Annotated in this window: 21 protein-coding genes; 8 read left to right on the top strand and 13 right to left on the bottom strand. The window is 58.8% G+C overall.

Going from position 1 to position 23,343, the window contains the following annotated elements; translation table 11 throughout:
* Positions 1–3 precede the first annotated feature (3 nt).
* Together istA and ACP86_RS06160 are read right to left on the bottom strand one after the other, a co-directional pair.
* Complete coding sequence (gene istA, locus ACP86_RS06155; protein ID WP_053113078.1) at positions 4–1,374, bottom strand: IS21 family transposase; 1,371 nt, start codon at positions 1,372–1,374, stop codon at positions 4–6.
* 155 nt (positions 1,375–1,529) lie between these two features.
* Entirely contained in the window at positions 1,530–2,402 is an 873-nt protein-coding gene (locus ACP86_RS06160) for a substrate-binding periplasmic protein (RefSeq protein ID WP_158499459.1), read from the bottom strand.
* A gap of 261 nt (positions 2,403–2,663) precedes the next feature.
* On the opposite strand from ACP86_RS06160, the gene ACP86_RS06165 reads away from it, so the two are divergent.
* The 3 genes from ACP86_RS06165 to ACP86_RS06175 all read left to right on the top strand — a co-directional run bounded on the left by ACP86_RS06165 (position 2,664) and on the right by ACP86_RS06175 (position 5,091).
* Positions 2,664–3,260 carry an exopolysaccharide biosynthesis protein gene (locus tag ACP86_RS06165; RefSeq protein WP_008171095.1) on the top strand — a complete coding sequence of 199 codons (597 nt, stop codon included), beginning with the start codon at positions 2,664–2,666 and terminating at the stop codon, positions 3,258–3,260.
* Between the two features lie 69 nt (positions 3,261–3,329).
* The gene (locus ACP86_RS06170) at positions 3,330–3,986 is read left to right on the top strand and encodes an SDR family oxidoreductase (RefSeq protein WP_008171094.1); all 657 of its coding nucleotides are present in this window, start codon (positions 3,330–3,332) and stop codon (positions 3,984–3,986) included.
* Positions 3,987–4,203: 217 nt separating this feature from the next.
* Entirely contained in the window at positions 4,204–5,091 is an 888-nt protein-coding gene (locus tag ACP86_RS06175) for a chemotaxis protein (RefSeq protein WP_008171092.1), read from the top strand.
* Here the strand turns inward: ACP86_RS06175 and ACP86_RS06180 are convergent.
* The 5 genes from ACP86_RS06180 to mqo form a co-directional block, all read right to left on the bottom strand.
* Entirely contained in the window at positions 5,088–5,951 is an 864-nt protein-coding gene (locus tag ACP86_RS06180) for a hypothetical protein (RefSeq protein WP_008171090.1), read from the bottom strand. The two genes, ACP86_RS06175 and ACP86_RS06180, sit on opposite strands and share 4 nt — an antisense overlap.
* A 47-nt stretch (positions 5,952–5,998) precedes the next feature.
* The gene (locus ACP86_RS06185) at positions 5,999–7,669 is read right to left on the bottom strand and encodes an acetolactate synthase large subunit (RefSeq protein ID WP_008171088.1); all 1,671 of its coding nucleotides are present in this window, start codon (positions 7,667–7,669) and stop codon (positions 5,999–6,001) included.
* A gap of 48 nt (positions 7,670–7,717) precedes the next feature.
* Positions 7,718–9,742 (bottom strand): hypothetical protein, encoded by a 2,025-nt coding sequence (locus tag ACP86_RS06190; RefSeq protein WP_053115475.1) that lies wholly within the window; start codon positions 9,740–9,742, stop codon positions 7,718–7,720.
* A gap of 55 nt (positions 9,743–9,797) precedes the next feature.
* A complete protein-coding gene (locus tag ACP86_RS06195) occupies positions 9,798–11,030 on the bottom strand; it encodes an ATP-grasp domain-containing protein (protein WP_053113080.1) in 1,233 nt (410 codons plus the stop codon).
* A gap of 156 nt (positions 11,031–11,186) precedes the next feature.
* Positions 11,187–12,668, bottom strand: a complete 1,482-nt coding sequence (gene mqo, locus ACP86_RS06200) for a malate dehydrogenase (quinone) (RefSeq protein ID WP_008171082.1) — start codon at positions 12,666–12,668, stop codon at positions 11,187–11,189.
* A 328-nt stretch (positions 12,669–12,996) separates the two neighbouring features.
* On the opposite strand from mqo, the gene nhaD reads away from it, so the two are divergent.
* Complete coding sequence (gene nhaD, locus ACP86_RS06205) at positions 12,997–14,247, top strand: sodium:proton antiporter NhaD (RefSeq protein WP_053113081.1); 1,251 nt, start codon at positions 12,997–12,999, stop codon at positions 14,245–14,247.
* A 9-nt stretch (positions 14,248–14,256) separates the two neighbouring features.
* Positions 14,257–15,240 carry a calcium/sodium antiporter gene (locus ACP86_RS06210; RefSeq protein ID WP_176443030.1) on the top strand — a complete coding sequence of 328 codons (984 nt, stop codon included), beginning with the start codon at positions 14,257–14,259 and terminating at the stop codon, positions 15,238–15,240.
* Positions 15,241–15,265: 25 nt separating this feature from the next.
* Here the strand turns inward: ACP86_RS06210 and ACP86_RS06215 are convergent, their stop codons facing one another.
* Positions 15,266–16,030: a lysophospholipid acyltransferase family protein gene (locus tag ACP86_RS06215; protein WP_053113082.1), complete on the bottom strand. Its 765-nt coding sequence runs from the start codon at positions 16,028–16,030 to the stop codon at positions 15,266–15,268.
* A gap of 214 nt (positions 16,031–16,244) precedes the next feature.
* Between ACP86_RS06215 and ACP86_RS06220 the strand changes: the two genes are divergently transcribed.
* Entirely contained in the window at positions 16,245–17,471 is a 1,227-nt protein-coding gene (locus ACP86_RS06220) for a sulfite oxidase (protein ID WP_053113083.1), read from the top strand.
* Positions 17,472–17,529: 58 nt separating this feature from the next.
* The gene (locus ACP86_RS06225; RefSeq protein WP_053113084.1) at positions 17,530–17,850 is read left to right on the top strand and encodes a c-type cytochrome; all 321 of its coding nucleotides are present in this window, start codon (positions 17,530–17,532) and stop codon (positions 17,848–17,850) included.
* A gap of 32 nt (positions 17,851–17,882) precedes the next feature.
* Here the strand turns inward: ACP86_RS06225 and msrB are convergent, their stop codons facing one another.
* From msrB to chrA, 3 genes are all read right to left on the bottom strand, one after another.
* Positions 17,883–18,308 carry a peptide-methionine (R)-S-oxide reductase MsrB gene (gene msrB / locus ACP86_RS06230; RefSeq protein ID WP_053113085.1) on the bottom strand — a complete coding sequence of 142 codons (426 nt, stop codon included), beginning with the start codon at positions 18,306–18,308 and terminating at the stop codon, positions 17,883–17,885.
* 11 nt (positions 18,309–18,319) lie between these two features.
* A complete protein-coding gene (msrA, locus tag ACP86_RS06235) occupies positions 18,320–18,973 on the bottom strand; it encodes a peptide-methionine (S)-S-oxide reductase MsrA (RefSeq protein ID WP_008171069.1) in 654 nt (217 codons plus the stop codon).
* A gap of 112 nt (positions 18,974–19,085) precedes the next feature.
* On the bottom strand, positions 19,086–20,267 hold the full coding sequence (gene chrA, locus ACP86_RS06240; protein ID WP_053113086.1) for a chromate efflux transporter: 1,182 nt from the start codon (positions 20,265–20,267) through the stop codon (positions 19,086–19,088).
* A gap of 165 nt (positions 20,268–20,432) precedes the next feature.
* Here chrA and ACP86_RS06245 point away from each other — a divergent pair, with 165 nt between their 5' ends.
* A complete protein-coding gene (locus ACP86_RS06245; protein WP_008171065.1) occupies positions 20,433–21,407 on the top strand; it encodes a metallophosphoesterase in 975 nt (324 codons plus the stop codon).
* On the opposite strand, the gene ACP86_RS06250 is transcribed toward ACP86_RS06245, so the two are convergent.
* Positions 21,404–21,886 carry a CDP-archaeol synthase gene (locus tag ACP86_RS06250; RefSeq protein WP_008171063.1) on the bottom strand — a complete coding sequence of 161 codons (483 nt, stop codon included), beginning with the start codon at positions 21,884–21,886 and terminating at the stop codon, positions 21,404–21,406. The genes ACP86_RS06245 and ACP86_RS06250 overlap by 4 nt on opposite strands.
* A 27-nt stretch (positions 21,887–21,913) precedes the next feature.
* Positions 21,914–23,290 carry a class II fumarate hydratase gene (locus tag ACP86_RS06255; protein ID WP_053113087.1) on the bottom strand — a complete coding sequence of 459 codons (1,377 nt, stop codon included), beginning with the start codon at positions 23,288–23,290 and terminating at the stop codon, positions 21,914–21,916.
* Positions 23,291–23,343 lie beyond the last annotated feature (53 nt).

Consider the following 23,343-nt stretch of genomic DNA (forward strand, 5'->3'; position numbering starts at 1 on the left):
ATCCTAGTGGAAGCTCTTCGGGCCACGGATGTTCTCGTGGTGCTGGGGCAGTTCTGTGTGCAAGGGCAGTTGTTCGGGCAACTTGTCCCGGTTGCTCCGGAGAATGGCCTTGATGTGTTTCAGCCGGTCCAGGCCTTCGCGGTTGGCAATGCGGCAACCGGCGTTAAGGCGCTCGCTGGGATATTCCTTGCTCAGATTGAGTAGCCCAAGACAGACCCGGTAGGCCTGCTCCGGATGCTCCCGCTCATCCAGTCGGTCACTGACCCAGATCAGGGTGTCCGGCCCGATGTCCCGGGCCCAGTTCTTAAGCCGGCCGGGGGACCACTGTTGTTGTTTTTGATGGCGGGTGGGCATGTGCCCTGACTCGGTCGTGATGCCGTACTGATGACTGCGTGGGTGGCTGGCGATCTGTCGTTGCCGGAAGTAGATCTGTACCAGTCGCTCACTGGCGTGGAGGTCCACCTGCTCGCCCACATACTGGTGCGGCACCGAGTAGTGGTGCTGGCTGAACTCGATGTGGTAATCGATGTTGACCCGGCAACGCCGGATCTCGACGTACTCATAGGGGTGTTTGGGTAGCGCCTTCAGGGCTGGCTGGTCGAGCGTCTTGAAGGCCTCCTTCCGGTTGCCTGGCAGCGCTCGGAATGGTCGGCTGTTCAGGTCGTCCAGCAGGGACCGGATGCACTGATTCAGGTCGGCCAGACAGGCTTTGTTGACACCGCTACGCAGATTATCGGGGATAATCATCTCCGGAACACCCGCAAAAAACTCAAAGGTGCGCACGTGACTCATCAACCAGTCCTGCAAGCCCTGGCTCCAGGTGGCCTCCGCATAGGTGTAATTCGAAGCCCCCAGCACGGCGACAAACACCTGGGCCGTGCGGATTTCGCCGGTTTGCGGGTTAATGATCGGAACGGTGGGGCCACAGTAGTCAATGAAGCACTTTTCACCGGCCTTGTGGATCTGGCGCATAGAGCGCCTTTGCTGCTTTTGCCAGTGCCGGAAGCGGTCACAGTATTGAGAATAGCTGTAACAGCGATTGGGGTATTGGGCGGTGTATTCCTCCCATAGCAGTTGCTTGGTAACGCCCTTGTGTTTGAGGCTCTGATGGACGGTCAACCAGTCCGGTACCTGATAGCGGCTGGAGCTGGTGGGGTCAGCACCGGGATAGAGCATGGCCGCCAGGCGGCCATCGTCCAGATCCTCGGGTAAGGGCCAGGTGATCTCTAAAGCCTGGGCTCGGGTCAGGAGCTTCTGGATAGCCCCGACACTGGTCTTGGTGCTGGCGCTGATTTGCCGGATCGAAAGCCCGGCTTCCAGCCTCAGGCGAAGCACTTCTCTTATTTTGCGCATTGGAATTCTCTTTGCTGCCATGACCCTGATTCCCAAAAAAAGAACCAGAGTAGCAAGCGGTTGAATAAACAATGCGTTAAGAAGGATTCTGGTTGAACGTGAACACCGATTCCGGCATGGTGAACACCGATTCCGGAAATTTCCGAAAAGTGTTCATCTTCGACCAGAATGACTGTTCACGTTGAACCAGAATAGGTGTTCACGTTCGTCCGGAATGGGTGTTCATGATGGGCCGGAATATGCAAACGCATAGCCAAAGGGCATGCGCCCATACCCGCCTGCGCCTCAGCCAGCCAAGAATCGCCGGTACCGCAAACATACCGATTCACAATGGCCGCAAAGGTCCCATCGTCCAGCATCGCTTGCAGCACACGATCAAAATCCGCCACAAACTCGGAACTGACCGATGCTTTGGAGAAAACGAAGAACGCGGGTTTATTAGAGACAACCATCGAGCTGGGCGTAGTCGTGCCCGACAATCCCAGCGCCTGAATTTCGTACAGGCCAGTTAGCCTGCTGGCAACCACGCCATCCACCCGGTTCCGGGCCAGCATTTTCCAGAGCGACTCTCGGCGGGAAAGATACTGAATGTTTTTTTCGTAGTCGGGATTCTGGATGAGGGCGCTGTATTCCTCGCTGTAGGACACATGAATCTGGGCACCAAGCCTGAAACCCGATTCCAGCAGCTGCCGCAAGCCATTCAGCTCGAACCTTGACTCGTCAGATCGCCGTATAAACAGGATATTGGGTGATACCAGACCGACCACGTCGGAGTAATGGGCATACTCCTCTCGCTCCGGAGTCCGGTAGGCGCCGGAGAGCATATCCACATGCCCATCACGCAACTCCCGAAGCGCCCTGGCCCATGGCATCTTCTGAAAGGAAAGCCCGCAATTCAGGCGCCCAATGGCCTCACGGACCAGGTCGGCATCAATGCCGACCAACTTACCCTCCTGAACCATGAAATAGGGCGGATCATCGTCCCAGCGCAGTGAGATGTCGCAGTCCCCATAGCTTGGGGCGGAAAAACAGAGAATGAACGCGAGCACCAAAGCAGATCTGCGCCGTGCGGGCGTCAAAAAATGCGGGTGCAACAACTTTGAGAACGGCAACCCGTTGCTCTGGCCTGGATACATCTTTGATGCCGCCGAGGAGGGGAGGTCTAATTAATATAGACTAATTAGTCAGGCACTCAATATTCTGAGCGGCAACGCCCGGGCTAACTCCCTGTCATCTTGTGTTCATGCACTCGTTGCCCAATCAAGGTAGTGTCTGCAAAACCTGTTCAATAGGAGACCACGAGCACCACCATGAACCAGCCAGACGATCCGGCCAGTCTGACAGAACTTCTGGAACGCCTTCGCGCAAACACCGGGGGACAGGTTCAGGTGTCTGTGGGCGATGTACTGGCAGCTGTTGGTGAACGTTCCTTCGGGCCGATGGTTCTGATCGCCGGCGTAATCACCCTGGCCCCGCTGATAGGTGATATTCCGGGAGTACCGACGCTGCTTGGTCTGATGGTGCTACTCACCCTGGGGCAACTGATTTTCCAGCGCCACTCGATATGGATTCCCTCAAAGCTGGCGCGCCGGAACATCGAAAGAGAAAAGCTTGCCAGGGGGCTGGACTGGATGAACAAGCCCGCCCGATTTGTGGATCGATGGACAAAACAAAGGCTGCTCTGGCTGGTTCGCGGGCCGGGGCAATACGTTATCGCCATCATTTGCATGGCCGTAGCGGCTGCCATGCCACTGATGGAAGTGATTCCATTCAGCGCCAACGGTGCCGGAATCGCCCTGATGGCGTTCGGCCTCGCCATCGTGGCGCGGGACGGTCTGCTTGCCCTGGTGGCAATCCTGGCGACCGGCGGCACCGCCTGGTTCATCCTGAATAACCTCCCCTGGTAGGCAGCACCTCCGGCAGGGATCGCCAGAGACCTGTGCTACTGTTGAGCCTCAGCCACAAGGAATACAAACATGACCATTCTTATCACAGGCGCCAATCGCGGCATCGGCAAGGGCCTGGCCGATGAATGGAGAGAGGCGGGCGAGCATGTCATCGGCACGGCCCGCAGCGAACCGGGCATGGAGGTGCTGGATGTCGCCGACCCCGCCAGCGTGACCGCGCTGGGCGAGCGCCTCGAAAATCAACCGATCTCAACCCTGGTCTGTAACGCCGGCATTCTGCTTGATCGCCATGAACAGCTGGAAGGCGGCTATCCGCCAGAACTCTGGGCGGAGCACTTCCAGGTCAATGTGACCGGCGTATTCCTCACCATACAGGCGCTGCTACCCAATCTCAGACTGGCATTGGCCGGGGTCGGCACCCCGAAAATCGCCATCATATCCAGCAAGCTTGGATCCCAGGCTTCTGCCGGTGGCGGCCGGTACATATATCGTGCCTCAAAAGCGGCGGCGCTCAATCTCGGGCGAAATCTGGCCGTGGACCTGCGTGAGCAGGGCATAGCCGTGGGCATCTACCACCCGGGCTGGGTGGCCACGGACATGGGCGGCAGCGACGCCGAGGTATCGGTTGAACAATCGGTTGATGGCCTCAGGCGGCAGATTGATAGCCTCACCCTCGCCGAAACCGGCTGCTTCAAGGCCTGGGACGGCAAGGACATGGCGTTCTGAGGGCACACTGGTATGGCAACACAAGGCCTCGCGCGGAGTGTTTCTGTCACCATTTGAAACAATCCTTCTGAATCCCGATTCACGGTAAAGCTGCTACTATTGCTACATACCTCAGGCTTATTGGCTTGGCAGCGTCCGCCCGCCAGACAGCCTGCTGAATCCAATTCTTGAAAAGCTCCTGCGGCAGGGGCTTTTGCGTTTGAAAGGACCCGGTTGTATGTCCAGCAAAGCGAAGCAGACCCAGAAACTTCTGCTGTTCCGGCTTTCCGGCGAGCGTCTGTTCGGGATCGGAACCCTGAAGATCCGGGAAATCCTGCCTTTCATGCGGCTGACGAAACTGCCCCACAGCCATCACGCCGTCATCGGCACGGCCACCTTCCGGGGTTCCGCCGTTCCGGTGATCGATATGGCTGCCGCGGTCGGCTATCCGCCGCTGACGCAGGAAGAACGGGAAAAAGCCTCGATTATTGTCACGGATATCCAGCGCCAGGAGATCGGTTTTCTGGTGCGCAGCGTGCAACAGATCATCGAGACTGACTGGAAATCGGTGATGCCGCCACCCAAAGCCCTGGGCAGCAAGGCGTTTATCACAGGGCTGCTGGACGTGGAGGGCGATATCATCCAGCTGCTGGATGTGGAATTGCTGTTGGCGAAGGTGTACCCGGAATCCCTGGACACCCAGGAGGTGGTTCTCACGGATGTGCAGAGTGAGACGCTCAAGTCCCTGAACATTCTGATGGTCGACGATTCCCAGGTGGCCCGTAAGCAACTCTCGGACGTGCTGGACAGCAAGGACATCCCCTACCAGGTGACGTCGAATGGTGATGACGCGCTGCAGATTCTGCTGCGCGACCATGAACTGGGCCGGCCCACGGACATTCTGGTCAGCGATATCGAGATGCCGGGGCTCGATGGGTACGAACTGGCGTTCAATGTGCGGGACAATTCAGCGCTGAAGCAGCCTTACATCATCCTGCATACGTCACTGAACAGTGAGATGAGCCTAAGCTATGCCAATCAGGTGGGCGCCAACGAAGCGCTGACGAAATTCGATGCCGAGGAGCTGCTTCAGGCCATGCTGCGAGGCGCCGAGCAAGCCCGCTAAAGTCTGAGCTGCTCGATAAATTCGTCCGCGTCAGCGCGCATCTCAGCCAGCCTCTGCTGCCACTCCTCCCGGTAACGATTCAGCGTTTCCTCACTCAGGCGCGTGAAGCGTTCGCCGGTTTCGGCCACGGTGCGGCTGGCACTGGCGATCGATTCCATGGTGGGCTCGTTCAGCTCATCGGCCTGGCGATCCAGATCCCGGGCAGCCTGCTCCAGAATCACCCGGTCCTCTTCCGGTGTCGGCTCACTGTCTTTCAGGGCGTCTTCCACCGAGCGCTCAAGCTCCCGCATGGCTTCCTGCAACTTCTTGCCGAACGCCTCCATGGCGCCCTCTGCCTCGCGGCCGATTTCCTCGGAGTAGGCTTCCAGATCCCGCGCCAGCTGCTCCATCTGCTGCTCAAAGTCATCCGAAGACGATGAGAAACGGGCGCTGAGCTCGTCACCGAGCCGGCTGAGCTCGCCCATGATGCTGCTGAACGGGGAAGGATTAAGGATGGCCTCGCCAGTACGGTCGTAATCCACCAGCCACTGATCCTGGAACCGTACGAGATAGGTGACCAGCTCCAGCCGCTCACCTTCGGTTCCGGCTTCGGCCGGCAGGCGGGTCACGATAGTGGCTTCGCGATCTTCAATGACGACCCGGCCGAAGGATGGCACAGCGTCGGTCCAGCTACGCTTGTAACCGTCGAACGCGGTGGCTTCTGCCAGGGTGGAGTATTCCATCACATCACCGGCGTCGTTCTCGGCCATGGCCTGCCAGAAGGCCGCCGCCACTTCCTGGGGTGTCTCGGGGTTGCTGCAACCGGCGAGCAACGTCAGTGTCGCGATGGCCACCAGGCCGCGAAAAAAGGAACGGATCATTGCAGTGCTACCTCGGGTTCATCATCCATGGACGCATAATACACCCCTCAGAGTTTGCAGGTCAGTTCCGCCAGCTCCTCATCAAACACCCGTCGGTTTTCACTGTAATCCACGGGCACGTCCACCACATGAACACCGCCTTCAGCCAGGGCACCTTCCAGGGTTGGCCGAAGGTCCTCTGTGCGGGTCACGCGGTGACCCTTGGCGCCATAGGATTGGGCATAGGTGACAAAATCCGGGTTGCGATAATCCAGGCCGAAATCGCTGTAGCCTTCCTGGCCCTGCTTCCACTTGATCATGCCGTAGGCACTGTCATTGATAATCAGGACCACCAGATTCAGGTTCAGTCGAACCGCCGTTTCCAGCTCCTGGCTGTTCATCATGAAGCCACCATCGCCACAGATCGCCATCACTTTCAGATCCGGATACAGCATGGAGGCCATCATGCCGCTGGGCAAGCCGGCGCCCATGGAGGCCAGGGCGTTGTCGAGCAGTACCGTATTGTTGTCGTAGGCGCGGTAATTGCGGGCAAACCAGAGTTTGTACATGCCGTTGTCGAGCGTGATGATGCCGTCATCGGGCATTACCTGGCGCACATCATGAACAATGCGTTGGGGGATCACCGGGAAACGATCGTCTTCAGCTCGTTCCTGCAGGTGCGCATCCACCGCCTCCTTCACCTCCATCAGGCGGGTGAAATCATGGTTGGCGCACTGGCCACAGTTCTCGGCCATGTATTCCACGCTGTTGGCGATATCCCCGACAACCTCGTGCTGGGGGAAGTACACCGGGTCCACGTCGGCCGCACTGAAGTTCACATGAATGACCTTCTTGCCGCCGGGGGTCATGAAGAAAGGTGGCTTTTCCACCACATCATGGCCCACGTTGATCACCAGGTCGGCGCGGTCGATTGCACAGTGAACGAAGTCCCCGGCCGACAGGGCAGCGTTGCCCAGGTAGCGCGGATGTCGCTCATCCACCACGCCCTTGCCCATCTGGGTGGTGAAGAACGGGATGCCGGTGACATTCACGAGATGCAGCAACGCCTGGGAAACCCGTTTCCGGTTGGCGCCGGCGCCGATCATGATCAGCGGATGCCGGGCCTCGCGCAGCATTTCGCACGCCATTTCCAGGCTTTTCGGGCTGGCCGAGGGCCGCCGGGCGTCACTGGGTTTGAAGATATGGGTATCGGATTCGGGCGCCTCATCGGCGATGTCCTCCGGCAGCTCCAGATGCACGGCACCCGGGCGCTCTTCAGAGGCCAGGCGGAAAGCTTCCCGAACCTTGGCGGGGATGGTGTTGGCATTGCTGATTTGCCGGGTGTACTTGGTGAGCGGACGCATCAGGTCCACCACATCCAGAATCTGGAATAGCCCCTGCTTGGAGGACTTGATGGGTTTCTGGCCCGAGATCATCATCATGGGCATACCGCCCAGCTGGGCGTAGGCGGCGGCAGTCACGAAGTTGGTGGCGCCGGGCCCGAGCGTGGAAAGGCAGACTCCCACGCGCCCCGTCAGGCGGCCGTAGGTGGCGGCCATGAACCCGGCAGCCTGTTCATGGCGGTTGAGGACCAGCTGAATACTGGAGGTCCTCAAAGCCTCAAGGAAGGCTAGATTCTCCTCACCGGGCACCGCGAAAATGTATTCAACGCCTTCGTTTTCCAGCGCCCGGATAAACAACTCGGCCCCATTACGGGCCGGGGTCTGTTCGTTGGCCATGGCCTTCCTCTTGATCTGTGGATTCCGGGTGATCGGCAGGTTCCGGGATCAATCGGTTATGGGCGGCTCCGCCTGCAAAGCATCCGCCGGCACGCGATCCAGACCCCAACTGCGATACACACCCTCTGTTACGCGCCGAAGGGCATCCTCGTTCACTTCCGCAGGCTCCCCCCGCTCCAGGGGATCGTAATGGAAGATGTACAGTCGCGATGTGAACTGTTCTAAAGGCAGCGACGACTCGCCAAAACGCTCTCCGTTGCCCGAGGTACTGACTTTGACTCCATCGCCCCAGTTCTGGCCGCTGTCGTTATTGGGATTGAAGAAATAAATCCGCATCTCACCTTCCGGGTCGAGCGCGGCCCGGAGAATGGTAATGGCGTGCCAGCCGATAAACCGGGCGGCACTGTCGGTCACTGCAATACCCGCAGGCTGCGGGTGGATCAGCGGCTGATTGCCGTTGTAGTAGGGGTGATAGCTGGCATAGAAATGCCGGATAAAGCCTTCCAGATCATGCAGCTTGCCAGTGGCCACATCCACGTTAATAGCAAATCCGCGCCCGGCAGACCAGCCGTGGAACTCCGGGTTCACCCATTTGTGGGGATCGCCCTGGCGGCCGACGCACAACCGGCCCATCTCCACATAAATGCGGTCCAGATGCGGCACTACAACCAGGGAGACAGGATCCAGATCGAGGGTTACCTCGGACGCGACACCGCCGACACTGCGGGCCGACGACACCGGCTGGCCTTCAAAGTGAATGACGATCTCATTGTCTCGGGCAGCCCAGGCAACCATCTGCAAGAGATAATCCGGATCGTTATAGGCCCACATCGAGAGAGCACGGGCCGACTGGCAGGTAGGATTGTTGCCCTGCCCCACGCCCAAAGGCTGGCCCAACATGTTCAACACGCCCTGAATCAGCCAGGCATTGGGTTGCGGTTGGTAGCCATAGGCCAGTTCAAGTCGCTCCCGCGCATGGGGGCACAGAGAGAGCCGTGCCTGGCGCCACAGACCCGGCGCAACAGGAGGCTGGTAAAGAATACCCCGCTCCAGCAGCAGCGCCAGGCCGTAGATGCCCTGTGCCGTTTCCGGATAGATACCTTCTTTAATCAGGGTGTGGACCAGCTCCCGATAGCACATCAGGCAATCCCGGCCGGTACTGGACAGCCCCAGCGCCTCGCTCAGCAAGGTGTCCTGGTCCAACAGAATGAAACGTATGAACGAGGCATGGTAAGGCGAGACCAGCCCGGTATCGTGCATGGAACGGGCGAACCCGGTGGCTTCGTTCTGCAGGGCCTGGGCGTCCATGGTTTCCAGCCGCTGCTCGTACACCACCGTTCCGGGGTCTTCACTGCACGCCCGGGTGGGCCCATAGAGGCTGGAGATCAATCGGTCGGCACCGCGCCCGGCACTGCCCAGATCGGCCTGCGGATCGGCCCGGCAAAGGGCAATCTGGGTAATCATCTTGCGAACGTCCGATACCTGGATCGGTCGCTGTTCAAGGATCCGCCAGATCTCCTCGATCAGACTATCAATGACATGTTCGTAGCCGATGTGGTGGGCCACGTACTGCACAAGGTTCTGGCTGATCAGCGCGAGCTTGCCCTGCTCCCGCTCAGCCTCGCCGGTCATGCCAAACAGCAGGCCGAGGTTGATGGCAAGAACCTGGGTCAGATAGTGGTGGGCCTGTTCAGCCGACACCGAAGGATGCAGATAGCTGCCCCGGGCGACGGCAAGCAGCCGCAATTCGCTGAAGGCCTCGATGACGACGGTATCGGCATTCTGGCTCTGCAGCGAATAGGTTGTCAGCGTGGGAAGGAGAATACCGGGTTCGGCCCAGTCGGTGCCGGCAAAGACACCCGCCAGTTCAAGGCGCTCAGCGCGCTCCTCGATGATCCGGCAGCCATCCGGCTGCAGCAGGATCCGGCGGGCAATATCCAGCACACGCGGCAGTTTGCCAGCCTTGGTAAAAGACCGGCTTTCTTCCAAAGCCTGAATGGCGTCATCCAGGCGTTGAGCCAGCTTGTCAAGGTTTACAGCTGGCGCTGCGCTGCCCGATTGGTGATCGTTCAAACGATAATCCTCAGGGCCTGGCACCAAACCCGGTTGTTGTTAATGCTTCTCCTGATTATACATAGAAATCGAGGTCTTCCTGATGTTTCAGGAGGTCCCGCATGACATACGGGTCTTCACCGAAGAAATACACCAGCCCCCAGTGGGTACCGAAAGCGGTACGTTTGGTGACCGTTTCTTCAAGCGGCGCAGTCAGCTCGTGGGACTCGAAATACTCGTGATTTTCGGTTTCGTCCGGGATTTCCAGCTTGCTGACAACCCGGCGGCGCGGATACACACCGAAACAACCGGCGTAACCCTTCGCATCCACCACTTCCTTCGGGAAGAAGGCCTTGATTTCCTCTTCCGTGGTCTTCGGGTCAAAGGCCAGGATCATGCCCTGATACGCGTTGAAACCATAGGCACGCTCAAGCAGCTCGAATACCTTGAAGCCCGGTGGGCGATAGGCCACCTCGCCAAAGTACATGGTCCGGTCGCTGGTCACGAAGTACTCCGGGTGGATAAACCCGAATTCGATATCGAAGGTCTTGATCAGCTTCTCGATTTCGCCGCGAATCTGGTCGCGATACTTCTCCAGGTCCGGTGTTGCGGGCACAAATACCGAATAGCCCAGCGTCACGTACTCGGAAATGTTCAGGAAGGCGATCTTGCCGTTGTGAATCCAGGCCTCTACCGCAAACTCCCAGCCATCCAGGTGCGACTCCATCAAAACCGGGAATTCTTCTTCCGGGATGGTATCGACTTCATCCGGCGTACGGATCACCCGGTGGCCAAGGCAGCCGGCCTTATCAAAGGCCTTGAGGTGAATCGGATCGTTGGGGTCACCATCCAGTTTCAGCAGAGTCTGGTTAACCCGCTTGAGGAACCGGATAACATCACCCTTGTCGTGCGCTTCCTCGAAGATACCCACCCGGATACCACCGAGCTGGGCACGGCGTTTCATCAGGGCCTTGTCACGCAGCAGCATGGCCTGACCGAGCAAACGAGGCTTGTCCATCAACACCGAGTTAATGGCACCTGCCCACTCCACAGTCTCCTCAAACAACGGGATGGCAACGTCTACGCCCATCTCCTTGAGGGTCTGCGCAATTTCTACCGAACGGTCATTCAGGCGCTCAAAATTCCAGGGCACGTAGGGAATGTCATGCTCTTCGCAATAGGCTTCGGCCCAGTCCGGTGCCACGACAACATACCGACGATCGAATTTGTCGGCCGCTTCAACCGCATTCAGGCTCCAGCCCAGTAATGCAATATACCCTTTCTCAGGATTGTACTTTTGCTCACTCACAGGCTCTCTCCTTTCATAAGGGTTGACTTATAACCCTACGCATTAGCTGTGAAATCGCAAATTTCGCCCCCATTTGAAACGCAAAAAGCACTACGACAGCCGGGAGTGAATCCAGCAATCGCAGTGCCTTAGGCTTTCTTAGATCGATTGGGAATATCAGCCCAGTTTCAGGGTCGACAGGGTCCTCTCGCGAACTTTGGTAAGCAGTGCTTCGTCCTCTACCAGGGACTGGCCATAGGACGGAACAAGCTCTTTCATCCGTTCCTGCCACTCCGGCGTCTTGATCTTCTCCGGGAAACAGCGCTCGATCACGTTGATCATGGCATTGGCTGCGGTGGAGGCTCCGGGCGAAGCACCCAGCAGCGCCGCCAGCGTTCCATCTTTTGCCGCCACAATTTCGGTGCCGAACTCAAGCTTGCCACCGCCACCATCGACCTGCTTGATGATCTGGACGCGCTGGCCGGCCATGCGCAACTGCCAATCCTCTTCCATGGCGTCCGGGAAGAAGTTGCGCAGCGATGCCACCCGGTCACCGTGGGACTGGAACACTTCACCGATGAGATAGCGTGTCAGGTCCATGTTGCTCTTGCTCACCGAGAGCATGGGCTTCAGGTTGGTGGGCTTCACCGAACCAATCAGATCAAAGATCGAGCCCTGTTTCAGGAAGCGGGTAGTGAAACCGGCGAAGGGGCCAAACAGAAGGGCCGGCTCGCCATTAATGATGCGGGTATCGAGGTGCGGTACCGACATGGGCGGTGCCCCGATCGGCGCCTTGCCGTATACCTTGGAGTTATGCTGCTTGACGATGTCGGGCTTGCCACACACCAGCCACTGACCGCTCACCGGGAAGCCACCGTAGCCCCGGGCTTCGTCGATACCGGATTTCTGCAGCAGCGGCAACGCGCCACCGCCGGCGCCGAGGAACACGAAGCCGGTTTCGAGCTTGGTCAGCTCGCCGGTCTTCTGGTTCTTGACGCGGATCTTCCATCGGCCGTTATCCCGCTGGTCGATGTAGTGCACCGGTGAGCTGAGCATCAGCTCGAAATTCGGCTGAGTTTCCAGCCAGCTCACCATGCTGCGGGTAAGAGAGCCGAAATCCACATCGGAACCGTGCTTGATCCGGGTCGCGGCAACCCGCTGCATGGGGTCCCGGTTATTGACGATCAGCGGCATCCATTCCTCGAGATCCTTCGGGGACTCTGTATATTCCATGTCGCGGAACAGGTGATGGGCACTCAGGCGTTCATAACGACGCTTGAGGAAGGCCACATCCTTCTCGCCCCAGACAAAGCTCTGATGCGGTGTGCGGTTAATAAAGCTGGAGGGTTCGGGCAGGATGCCCTGCTCCACAAGGTAGGACCACAGCTGCAGTGACACCTCGAACTGGGCGTTGATCTGCAGGGCCCGATCGATGGTGACATCGCCATCACCGGTCTCGGGAGTGTAGTTAAGCTCACAGTACCCGGCATGCCCGGTACCTGCGTTGTTCCATCCGTCTGTGCTCTCATGGGCAACGTGGTCGAGACGCTCCACCATGACGATGTCCAGGGACGGATCAAGCTGCCTGAGCATCATGCCGAGAGTGGCGCTCATGACGCCACCGCCGACCAGCACTACGTCTGCCTGTCTAACGGCCATTGGTTTTCACCCTAGCTAGTGTTGAGCCTTTTGCCCTCTCACGATCAGCAAGAGAGCCTGTCGGAAGCCGGCCGGGCGCGAGGTAAACGGCGCCGCCGTCTGCTTCCGGTCTGAATGTGCGCGCAATTATCCCGATTTTTGCCGGGATAATAAATTGCGATTGTCAATCGTTGCGTCTTTCTTCGGCATCTAATTGCTTCAGGGGCAGATACGTGCACTTACGAACAGTGGTTTGCTACGGGTCAAAGGTCTAAAATCCAATCCGCCCACGTGATCTGTCTGGCCGGCTCAGGCCTCCACTTTGACAAACCAGGACGGGATTTCCCCAATGTCTGCCCTTGATGCGTTTCTGATTATGCTCGCGGTTCTGGCACTGCTTGGCGTCATATTTGAAGAGGTCATCCACATCAACAAGGCCAAGGTAACGCTGTTCTTTGGCACCATGAGCTGGATGCTGCTGTTCCTGTTCAGTGATAACGCTGGTGAAACGTCTGCCATTTCCGATGGTCTGTCCGAGAGCATCGCCGAAATCGCCGGGCTGTGGCTGTTTCTGGTCGCAGCCATGACGTTTGTCGCCTACCTGAACAAGAAGGGTATGATCGAAAACGTGATTTACCTGATCATGCCGAAGCAGGTAAGCGAGCGACGGCTACTATTCCTGACCGGTCTTTTTTGTTTCATTTTCTCCTCTTTAGCAGACAATATCACCGCCACTTTAGTCTCATGTTCGCTGATTCTGTCTCTCGATCTGGAGCTGAAAAAACGTATCCAGTTCGTCACGCTGGTTGTGTTTGCGGTCAACTCGGGAGGTGTTTCTCTGATCACCGGCGACGTCACTACGTTGATGATTTTCCTGGCGGAAAAGGTTGAAATACTGACCCTTCTAACCCTGGCCATTCCGGCCTCGATCACCGTTTTCATCCTTGCGGTTTTCCTGTCGCGAGGGCTCACAGGAACCGTGACACTGCGCTCCAACACCACCCCGGTGCGACGGGTGGACGCGATCATCAGCGGGCTGTTTTTGTTAACAATCCTGAGCACCATTGCCGGTAATGCCCTGTTCGGGATTCCACCGGTACTGACCTTTCTGTTCGGCCTGTCCATCATGTTCCTGGTGTCTCGATTCATGAGTGACGACTCCGATCTGGACCCGATTCTCGAGTACATCCGCATCATCGAGTTTGAAACGCTCCTGTTCTTTCTCGGCATCCTCCTGCTGGTGGGCATGCTCAAGGAGATCCATGCGCTGGATTCGCTGGTGGCGATTTACGACATCCTGCCGCCGCTGTACGCCAATTACCTGATGGGCATCTTCTCGGCCGTTATCGATAACGTGCCTCTGACGGCGGCCCTGCTGAAGGCCGGCATCGACATGAGCCCCGGCGAGTGGATGGGCCTGACCTATGCCGTGGGTGTGGGTGGATCGCTCCTGGTGATTGGCTCAGCCGCCGGTATAGTGGCAATGAGCAAGATTCCGGGGCTGACCTTTGCCGCCTATATGCGGTATCTTGCACACCTTCTGGCGGCCTATACCCTGGGCTACGCCGGTGTCTACATGCTCGGGCGTTTCATCAACTGAGGTCTATCTATGCTAATGGCATTTGGCGCAATCATCGCCGGCCTGGTCCTCCTGGTCTGGAGTGCCGATAAATTTGTGGAGGGCGCCGCGGCGACCGCCAAACATCTCGGCATGCCCACCCTGCTGATCGGCATGGTGATTATCGGTTTCGGTACCTCGGCACCGGAACTGGCCGTGTCTGCCATGGCAGCCTCCGATGGCAATCCCGGGCTGGCACTGGGTAACGGCTATGGCTCCAACATTACCAACATTGCGCTCATTGTCGGCCTGACAGCCATCATCGCGCCCATCGCGGTGCACTCCCAGGTAATCCGTAAAGAACTGCCGCTGCTGATCGTGCTCACCCTCATTGCCGGCGCCCAGCTGCTCGACGGGCAACTTTCACGTATGGATGGCTGGGTGTTGCTGGCGGTATTTGCAGTGGTTATGGGCTGGTCAATCTTCCAGGGCCTGAAAGGCAAGGCAGACCCCCTGGCCGGTGATGCCGACGCCGAGATCATTGCGCACCCCATGCCCCTGAAAACCGCCGTGATCTGGCTGGTAATTGGCCTGGTACTGCTGATCGTCAGCTCCCGGATGCTGGTCTGGGGTGCCGTCACGATTGCCCAGAGCCTTGGAGTCAGCGATCTGGTGATCGGTCTCACCATCGTTGCCATCGGCACTTCCCTGCCCGAACTCGCCTCGGCTCTGGCCGCGGTCAAAAAGAACGAACACGACCTGATCCTGGGCAATATTCTGGGGTCGGGCATTTTCAACACCCTCGCCGTGGTGGGTCTCGCGGCTGTTATCGAACCCCTCGCGGTGGACCCGGAAGTGCTCTACCGTGACTGGACGCTGATGCTGGCGCTCACGGTGGGTCTGTTCCTGATGGGTTACGGGCTTACCGGATGGCGAAAACTGGTGAGCCGTGTGGATGGTGGCATCCTGGTGCTGGTGTACGTGGCCTATACCGGCTATCTGCTCTCCACGCTGGTGGCTGCCGGTACGGCCTGATCTGCGTGCCGATGTGAGGCCGGTGCTAACCGGCTTCACCGTCTCCCAACAGCTCCGTCAGCCTTGCGCGCACCTCGGTCATGACTTCGTCCAGGTCGGCTTTGGTCTTTCCTGCCGTATCCAGCGGTTCTCCTACCCTCACATCCACCGGCTGCCCGAGGTTGATCTGCCAGGTGCGGGCCGGTAAAACACGGTGGATACCCCGCACGGCCACCGGCACGATCACCGCCTCAGTATCCAGCGCCAGGTGAAAACAGCCTTTCTTGAAAGGCAGAAGTTTTCCGTCCGGCGAGCGGGTTCCCTCGGGCGCGGCCCAGAGCACGATTCCACTTTCCATCATCGCCCGCGCCTTCTCCAGATCCCTGACTGCACGTTGCCGATTGGAGCGGTCTACTGAGGGGAATTCCGCTGCACGCATGGCCCGCCCCAGCAGCGGGATACTGAACAGCTCCTTTTTTGCCAGCATACGGATCGATCCCGGCAACGATACGAAGGTGACCGGAATATCATAGTGGCTGGCATGAGTGCACATGATGATGTACCGGCGCCCGTCGCCGAAATCAGGCACTTGCCCGCGTACGGTGAGGCTGGCACGAACCAATCGTAACAGCGAGGCCGACCACTCGCGGCAGTATTTGTCGACGATGGGCCGGTTCAACCTCCCGAACAGCGCCCTCAGCAAAACCAACAGGGAAAAGAGTGCTGTCAATCCGACACTGCCCAGAACCACACCCGCCCGCCGAAGAAGCGTTGCTGACTCCGTTAGCGGATTCATCTTCAATCGAATCATCTCAGCTACCCTTCTCTGTTTCCCGGGTTCGTTCGCGGCCTCGTTGCTGCGCGTTCAATAGGGGGCGAATTATAGCGACTGAAAAACCCGTTGAATAACACACAAAAGTATTGATTAATTTTTAACCATTACCTATAAGATATAAGGATATAACCGCGAAGAATTGAAAAAGCAGTCCCACCGTCCGACGACAACCCTAAGAAGGAGACGGATAATGAAGCAGGAATCAGCGCTGATGCGCGGCCCGAATGACCCGGGCCTTCAGAACCCCTCCCGCCGCACCCTGCTACTTGGCAGTGCCGGCGCCATGGCCGCGGTAAGCGTGCTGGGATTTACGCCCCTTGCCAAAGCCGATGAACCAAAATCACTCCCGGATTACGCCGCCTGGAAAGAACGCAACGCCCTGATTGTTCACAGCGCAAACACGATGGAAACCCAACGGGGGGCCATCGGCAATGGCGTTATTACCTCAAGTGACCGCTTGTTCGTTCGTAATAACCTGCCCGCGCCACCAGCCTCGGTAACCGATAACCCCGATGTCTGGGAGGTGCGGATCGAGGGCGTGAAAAATCCCCGAACCCTGACGGTCGGCGACCTGAAACAGATGGGGGTTACCACCGTTGCCTCCGTATTACAATGTTCCGGTAACGGTCGCGCCTTCTTCCCCCATGGCGCGAGTGGTACCCAATGGTCTGTTGGCGCTGCGGGCTGCATCATGTGGACCGGTGTACCGCTGAAAGATGTTGTGGAGGCTCTTGGCGGCCCTGTTGACGGTACACGGTACATCACCAGCACCGGCGGCGAGACACTTCCCGACGGCCTGGACCCGAAAACGATTATCGTGGAACGTTCCGTTCCCACCCGTGCCATGGAAACCGCATTGCTGGCCTGGGAAATGAATGACGAGCCTCTGACCCACACGCACGGTGGCCCGCTAAGAATGGTTGTGCCGGGTTACTACGGCGTGAACAACGTGAAGTACGTCAAGAACCTTGCCTTCACCGAAAACCAGACGGACGCCAAGATCCAGGCTTCAGGCTACCGGGTTCGTGATGTCGGCGTGAAAGGCGCCCCGGATCAGCCTTCCATGTGGGAAATGAACGTCAAATCCTGGGTAACATCGCCTCTGGAAAGCGGTCAGAACGGTCGCAATATGATTTATGGCGTCGCTTTCGGTGGCACTGTTCCGCTCGAAAAAGTCGACGTTTCAGTGGATGGTGGTAAAACCTGGAAACAGGCTCGTTTCCTGGGACCGGACCTTGGCCCCTATGCCTGGAGGCCGTTTGTCCTGGCAGCGGATCTCGCGGCCGGAGAGCACCGTATTGTCAGCCGGGCGACCGACGTGCAGGGCAACACCCAGCCTGAGGGTCGGACCGAGAATGAACGTGGCTACGGTCACAATGGCTGGAGCGACCACGGAGTCACGGTTGCCATCAGTTGATCATTGGCGGAGCCGACCCGGGAGTAAGGCGGCTCCGACCTATCCGGAAAGCAATGATATGAGAAAAACTGCAGTACTGGGCGCCATAGCTCTGATCGGACTGTCGCCCCTGACGATGGCCAGCGACTTTGACAAGGGGAAACAGGTATTCACTCAGGAGGCTCAACCTTCCTGCACCATATGCCACACCCTGGCGGACGCCGGTTCGGCTGGTGCAATCGGCCCGGATCTCGATGAACTCAAACCCACGATGGAACAGGTGGTCAATGCCGTAACCAGCGGGGTGGGTGTCATGCCGGCGTTCAACGAGTCGCTGTCTGAGGAACAGATAAATGCGGTAGCACACTACGTGGCGACTGTGACAGGCGGCAATAAATAGAATCGGGGGCCCTGCGGCCCCCTTTTTTCGTCTCAGGCGTTTTCCTGAAACACCATGGCAACCGAGTTCAGGCAGTAGCGCTGCCCGGTTGGCGGCGGGCCGTCAGGAAAGACATGGCCGAGATGGCTGTCGCAACGGGGACAGCGGATTTCGGTGCGGGTCATGCCAAGACTTGTGTCCTCAATGTATCGGATATGCTCCGGATCAAAGGGCTGGAAGAAACTCGGCCAGCCGGTTCCCGAGTCAAACTTCGAGTCCGAGCTGAACAAAGGCAGATCGCAAAGCCGGCAGTGGTAAACACCGGCTTTTTTGTTATCCAGCAAGGTTCCGCAAAACGGATGCTCGGTGCCATGGTCGAGCAGCACGCGCCGCTCTTCCGATGTCAGATCCGCAGCTTTCTCCTCAACCTGTGCTTCGTTTAGTGGTGTCAGGTCATAACCTACAGCGGAAACTCCCATAGTCTGCCTCCTCAGGCGGTGCTGCCTGCGTCGTTGTCTGTAAATTCCGGCTTCAGGCGATCAGGATAGCTGTCTACAAGCTTTTCCATTTTCGGGGCGGCCACGGCCATGATGTATGGCTGGTAGGGATTCCGGGCAGCAAAATTCTGGTGGTACTCTTCTGCCGGGTAAAATGCCTCCAGCGGCTCCAGCGTGGTCACTATCGGATCCGGGTACACCTCGGCCTGATTGAGCTGGTGGATGTAGGCCTCGGCTACCCGCCGCTGTTCGGCAGTCTCGTAGAACACAGCCGAGCGGTACTGGGTGCCCCGGTCGTTGCCCTGGCGGTTCAACTGGGTGGGATCGTGAGCAACCGAGAAGAACACCTTCAGCAGTTCGCCAAAACTGACCCTGGCGGGATCATAGTGAACATCCACCACTTCTGCGTGGCCGGTAGTACCTGAGCATACGGCCTCATAATTGGCAGAGCTGGCGTGACCGCCAGCGTAACCGGACTCAACACTGGTTACGCCATCGATGGCCAGGAAAACGGCTTCCACACACCAGAAACAGCCGCCAGCCAGCACGACACGCTGTTCGCCCTCGGCCGCCGGCAGGTCCTGTTCAGGATCAGGAAAACGACTACGTGGTACGTTGAGACCCGGGATACTGCAGGATGTCGTCATGGTAACCTCTGCGTTCGAATTATCTGCCTTTAACCGCTCGATTGTGGCTGGAAACCTGCCGATTTGCCAACCCATGTGCCGGCTCAGGAAGAAGGGATTATATGTACGTTGATCAGGACAGCAGGATCACTCCAGCCAGCGCACTCAGCGGCGCCAGTACCCAGACCGGAACCCGCCAGACAGCGAGACAGACCCAAATGGCGAGCACGAGTGCCAGATCATGCGCACCATGGACGGCGGAGACCCAGACCGGATCGTAGAGAGCCGCCAGCAACAACCCCACCACGCCTGCATTCACGCCGGCCAGCGCTGACCGGGCGCGACGATGCTCCCGAAGCCAGCTCCATAGGGGAAGACCGGCGAATACAAGCAGGGTTCCCGGGAGGAACACAGCCAGTACCGCAATCACACCACCGAGAACACCGGCCTGTGAACCACCCAGAAATCCTGAAAAGGAAAACAGCGGTCCCGGCATAGCCTGGGCAACGCCATACCCCGCCAGGAAAGTGTCCGCCGGCATGGCACCGGAGGCCACGAAGCCCTCCTGCAGCCAGGGCAGCACTACATGTCCGCCGCCAAACACCAGGGCACCGGCCCGGTACATTTCAGCGCCTATCCAGCCAAGACTGCCGGTGGCCTGAGGCAGAAAGGAAACCAACAACAGAATCAAAAAGGCCCCCGCAAAAAGCGCAGGTTTCCGGGATTGCAGTGGCACATGCAGCGGCTCAGATGCCTCTCCGCTCCCCAACCCCAGAAAGGAACCCACAGCCCCGGCAATGACCAACGCCAGTATCTGCATCCAGGTTTCGCCCATCATCAGAAGGCTCACCGCTACCAGCAACGCCATGGCGATTCGGGGACGGTCCGGGCACAGGGTTGTTCCCATCTGCCAGACCGCCTTGGCCACCACCGCCACCACAAACAACTTGAGACCCTGTACCCAGCCGCCACTGCTGGCCTCTGGCCAGGCGTTCAACCCCAACGCAAGACCAATCATGATCACCGCCGATGGCAGGGTGAACCCCAGCCACGCTGCGAGTCCGCCGCGGTAATGGCCGCGCAGGAACCCGATGGTTAGACCGACCTGGCTGGAAGCCGGTCCCGGCAGCAACTGGCAGAGGGCCACAACTTCTGCGTAGGCACTGTCTGAGAGCCACCGCCGACGTTTGACAAATTCATCGTGAAAGAATCCGAGATGCGCTGCCGGACCACCAAACGACGTCAGCCCCAGCCGAAGGAACAGCAGGAAAATCTGGCTGAACGACAGCCTGTCATCACTCGATGGTTCCGTCATAAATCTCCTGAGTCTGTTGCTCCGCCGGTTTCACCGCCAGTGTGTCATCAAACATGAACATTGTGTCGTTTTGGTTGCATACCTTCGAGGGCCATCCATAATGACAGACAGGGTTTGCCACTTAGCACATCGGCCATGCCCGGCTCGGCATATAAGGGAAGAAAAATGACGGCAAGGGCTCGTACACCGGAGAACCAGGATGAACTCCTGGAATACCGCCTGAGCCTGAGGCTCGGCCCTGTTCACGCCCGCCAGAGGCTCGGCATTGAACGGGAAGCTGAAGCGAAGGTATTCGGGCAGGATCACAGCTCATTCCATCTGGAAAACTGGGCCACCGCGCCCGGCTTTATCCGTACCTGTTTGCGCATGGTTGGCCTTTGGGGCCGGGGCCAGAGCAACAGCCGGCGTCTGAACACCGTGCACAATCATTTCCAGCTTCCCGGCCTGCCGGAAGCCTTCGAGGGCTTTCGCATTCTGCATCTGACCGACCTGCACGTAGACATGGACGAAGCCAACCTGCAGGCAGTCCTGCGCCAGATCGAACCGTTAGACTACGATCTGTGCGTGTTGACCGGCGACTACCGGAAACTCACGTGGGGCCCGATTGAGGGCGCCCTGGACGGCATGGCGCGGCTGAGGGACGGTATAAAAAGCAAGCCCTATGCGGTTCTGGGTAACCACGACAGCGTTCGCATGGTACCGGCATTGGAAGACATGGGTTACCAACTGCTGATGAACGAAATGGCGCCCATTGAACGGGGAGGCCAGACCCTGTACCTCGCGGGTGTGGACGACGCCCACTTCTTCAAGGTCCACAACCTGCACCAGGCGGGGGACAATATCCCTGCGGGAGGCACCAGCATCCTCCTCAGCCATACGCCGGAGATCTGGCGCGAGGCTGCCCACGCCGGCTACGACGTCTTTCTCTGCGGACACACACACGGCGGCCAGATCTGCCTGCCCGGAGGTATACCGGTGACTCTCGACTCTGACTGCCCGCGCACACTCGGTCGAGGTTACTGGCGGATGAATGGCATGCAGGGCTACACCTCACCGGGTTCCGGAACGTCCGTGGTAAACGTTCGCCTGAACTGCCCGCCGGAAGTAACCCTTCACACCCTGACTCGCGGCCCGGTTTAGTGGGGCTGCCGGCGTATACCGAGACGGTAGAGCAGCGGTGAGCCATAGATGTTGGACAGGGTAAAAACCACCACGACAACCAACACTACCCACAGGCTCACCGGCAGCCACCACATCGCCAGCAGCATGGGCAGGAGGGCTTCCGGGATCTGATCCAGCCCGACAGCCCGGGCACTTGATGCCAAACCCATTCGACGCTTCATGAAGCTGCTCAGAAGATCTCCTCCCAGCCCCAGCAGGCCGAACAGAAGCCCGAACACGAATCCCAGCCCGGTAAACAGCGCAAAAAGCCCGCAAGCCAGTGCACCGGATACAACACCCCGCCAGGTTTTGCTTTCACCAAATACGGGGCGACCATCGGACAGCAGTCGACCGCCGTCCACCGGGGCCGACCAGCGGTTTTTCAGCAGCCCGGCCGCAACCACCGGCGTGCCGTTGGCCAGCACCAGCATCACAAACAGCTCCAGGATGATCAGCAAGCGTTTGCGCCCCTCTGAAACGACCGATCAGGCGATACCGCGCCGGGTCAGCTTGAGCGGATCCATCAACTCCTCGAGCCGCTCCCGGCTCAGGCCGCTGCGTTCCTCCGCCACATCGATGACTGGCCGGCCCGTTTTATACGCTTCCTTGGCGATGTCTGCCGCCAGGCTGTAGCCGATCTCGGGATTAAGCGCTGTCACCAGTACGGGATTCTTGCCCACACCTGCGTTCAGGTTGTCGGCATTGACCGTGAAATCCTTGATCGCCTTGTCCGCCAGCATGATGGCCGCATTGGCGAGCAAATCGGTCATGTCCAGCAGGTTGCCGCCCACCAGAGGGAGCATGACGTTGAGCTGGAAATTACCGGACTGACCGGCAATGGCCACGGCGCTGTCCAGCCCCATCACCTGGGCGCCAACCATGGCCACGGACTCCGGGATGACCGGATTGACCTTGCCCGGCATGATACTGCTGCCCGGTTGCAATGCCGGAAGACTGATTTCAGCCAGGCCGTGAATAGGGCCGCTGTTCATCCAGCGTAGATCGTTGGCGATCTTGGTCAGCACGATGGCTGCACCGCGCAATTGTGCGGAGAGGGCCACCGGGGCATCCACCGCGCTCTGGCCGGTGAATTTGTGATCGAGCGACGTAAAGGGATAGCCGGTGTTGGCCCGCAGGAACTTGACGAACTGGCCCGGAAATTCCGGGAGCGCATTGATTCCGGTACCCACCGCGGTGCCGCCCTGGGGAACGGCCAACAGCTCATCAGCTGCGGCTTCTACCCGCTTTTCCACGGCCAGAAGCTGTTCGCGCCAGGTTTTCAACTCCTGGCCGAGGGTCACCGGCATGGCATCCATCAGGTGGGTGCGGCCGGTTTTTACCTGGCTGGAAAATGCCGCTTCCTGCTCGTAGATCACACCGCAAAGATGCGACAGCGCCGGCAGTAGCTTCTCCTTGGCTGCAATCACGGCACTCACGTGGATCGCCGTTGGAATCACGTCGTTGGAGCTCTGGCTCATGTTCACGTGATCGTTCGGGTGCACCTCGAAGCCTGCGTTGCGGGCGATACTGGCGATCACCTCGTTGACATTCATATTGGTGCTGGTGCCCGAGCCGGTCTGGTAGCGGTCTACCGGAAACTGATCTGCGTATTCGCCCTTGACCAGATCTTCGCAAGCCTGGAAGATCGCATCCCGCAGATCGTTGTCGAGCAGGCCCAGGCTGGTATTGGCCTCGGCGGCTGCGCGCTTGATCTGGGCAACGGCGGCAATAAACGGCTGAGGCATTGGCTGGCCACTGACCGGGAAGTTTTCCACCGCCCGCTGGGTTTGAGCGCCCCAGAGCGCATCAGCAGGTACCTGGACGTCCCCGAGGCTGTCGGTTTCCGTTCTGAATTCGCTCATATTCCCTCCTGTCCGTGCATTTGCACTGTGGGCTTCTTGGCGTGTACGCCAGG

Source organism: Marinobacter sp. CP1 (assembly GCF_001266795.1).
In the GTDB taxonomy this organism is placed as follows: domain Bacteria; phylum Pseudomonadota; class Gammaproteobacteria; order Pseudomonadales; family Oleiphilaceae; genus Marinobacter; species Marinobacter flavimaris.

Coding starts and splice junctions, on each gene's coding strand:
- istA (WP_053113078.1), bottom strand. CDS start 1,374: ATGGCAGCAAAGAGAATTCCAATGCGCAAAATAAGAGAAGTGCTTCGC.
- ACP86_RS06165 (WP_008171095.1), top strand. CDS start 2,664: ATGAACCAGCCAGACGATCCGGCCAGTCTGACAGAACTTCTGGAACGC.
- ACP86_RS06170 (WP_008171094.1), top strand. CDS start 3,330: ATGACCATTCTTATCACAGGCGCCAATCGCGGCATCGGCAAGGGCCTG.
- ACP86_RS06175 (WP_008171092.1), top strand. CDS start 4,204: ATGTCCAGCAAAGCGAAGCAGACCCAGAAACTTCTGCTGTTCCGGCTT.
- ACP86_RS06180 (WP_008171090.1), bottom strand. CDS start 5,951: ATGATCCGTTCCTTTTTTCGCGGCCTGGTGGCCATCGCGACACTGACG.
- ACP86_RS06185 (WP_008171088.1), bottom strand. CDS start 7,669: ATGGCCAACGAACAGACCCCGGCCCGTAATGGGGCCGAGTTGTTTATC.
- mqo (WP_008171082.1), bottom strand. CDS start 12,668: ATGGCCGTTAGACAGGCAGACGTAGTGCTGGTCGGCGGTGGCGTCATG.
- nhaD (WP_053113081.1), top strand. CDS start 12,997: ATGTCTGCCCTTGATGCGTTTCTGATTATGCTCGCGGTTCTGGCACTG.
- ACP86_RS06210 (WP_176443030.1), top strand. CDS start 14,257: ATGCTAATGGCATTTGGCGCAATCATCGCCGGCCTGGTCCTCCTGGTC.
- ACP86_RS06215 (WP_053113082.1), bottom strand. CDS start 16,030: ATGATTCGATTGAAGATGAATCCGCTAACGGAGTCAGCAACGCTTCTT.
- ACP86_RS06220 (WP_053113083.1), top strand. CDS start 16,245: ATGAAGCAGGAATCAGCGCTGATGCGCGGCCCGAATGACCCGGGCCTT.
- ACP86_RS06225 (WP_053113084.1), top strand. CDS start 17,530: ATGAGAAAAACTGCAGTACTGGGCGCCATAGCTCTGATCGGACTGTCG.
- msrB (WP_053113085.1), bottom strand. CDS start 18,308: ATGGGAGTTTCCGCTGTAGGTTATGACCTGACACCACTAAACGAAGCA.
- msrA (WP_008171069.1), bottom strand. CDS start 18,973: ATGACGACATCCTGCAGTATCCCGGGTCTCAACGTACCACGTAGTCGT.
- chrA (WP_053113086.1), bottom strand. CDS start 20,267: ATGACGGAACCATCGAGTGATGACAGGCTGTCGTTCAGCCAGATTTTC.
- ACP86_RS06245 (WP_008171065.1), top strand. CDS start 20,433: ATGACGGCAAGGGCTCGTACACCGGAGAACCAGGATGAACTCCTGGAA.
- ACP86_RS06255 (WP_053113087.1), bottom strand. CDS start 23,290: ATGAGCGAATTCAGAACGGAAACCGACAGCCTCGGGGACGTCCAGGTA.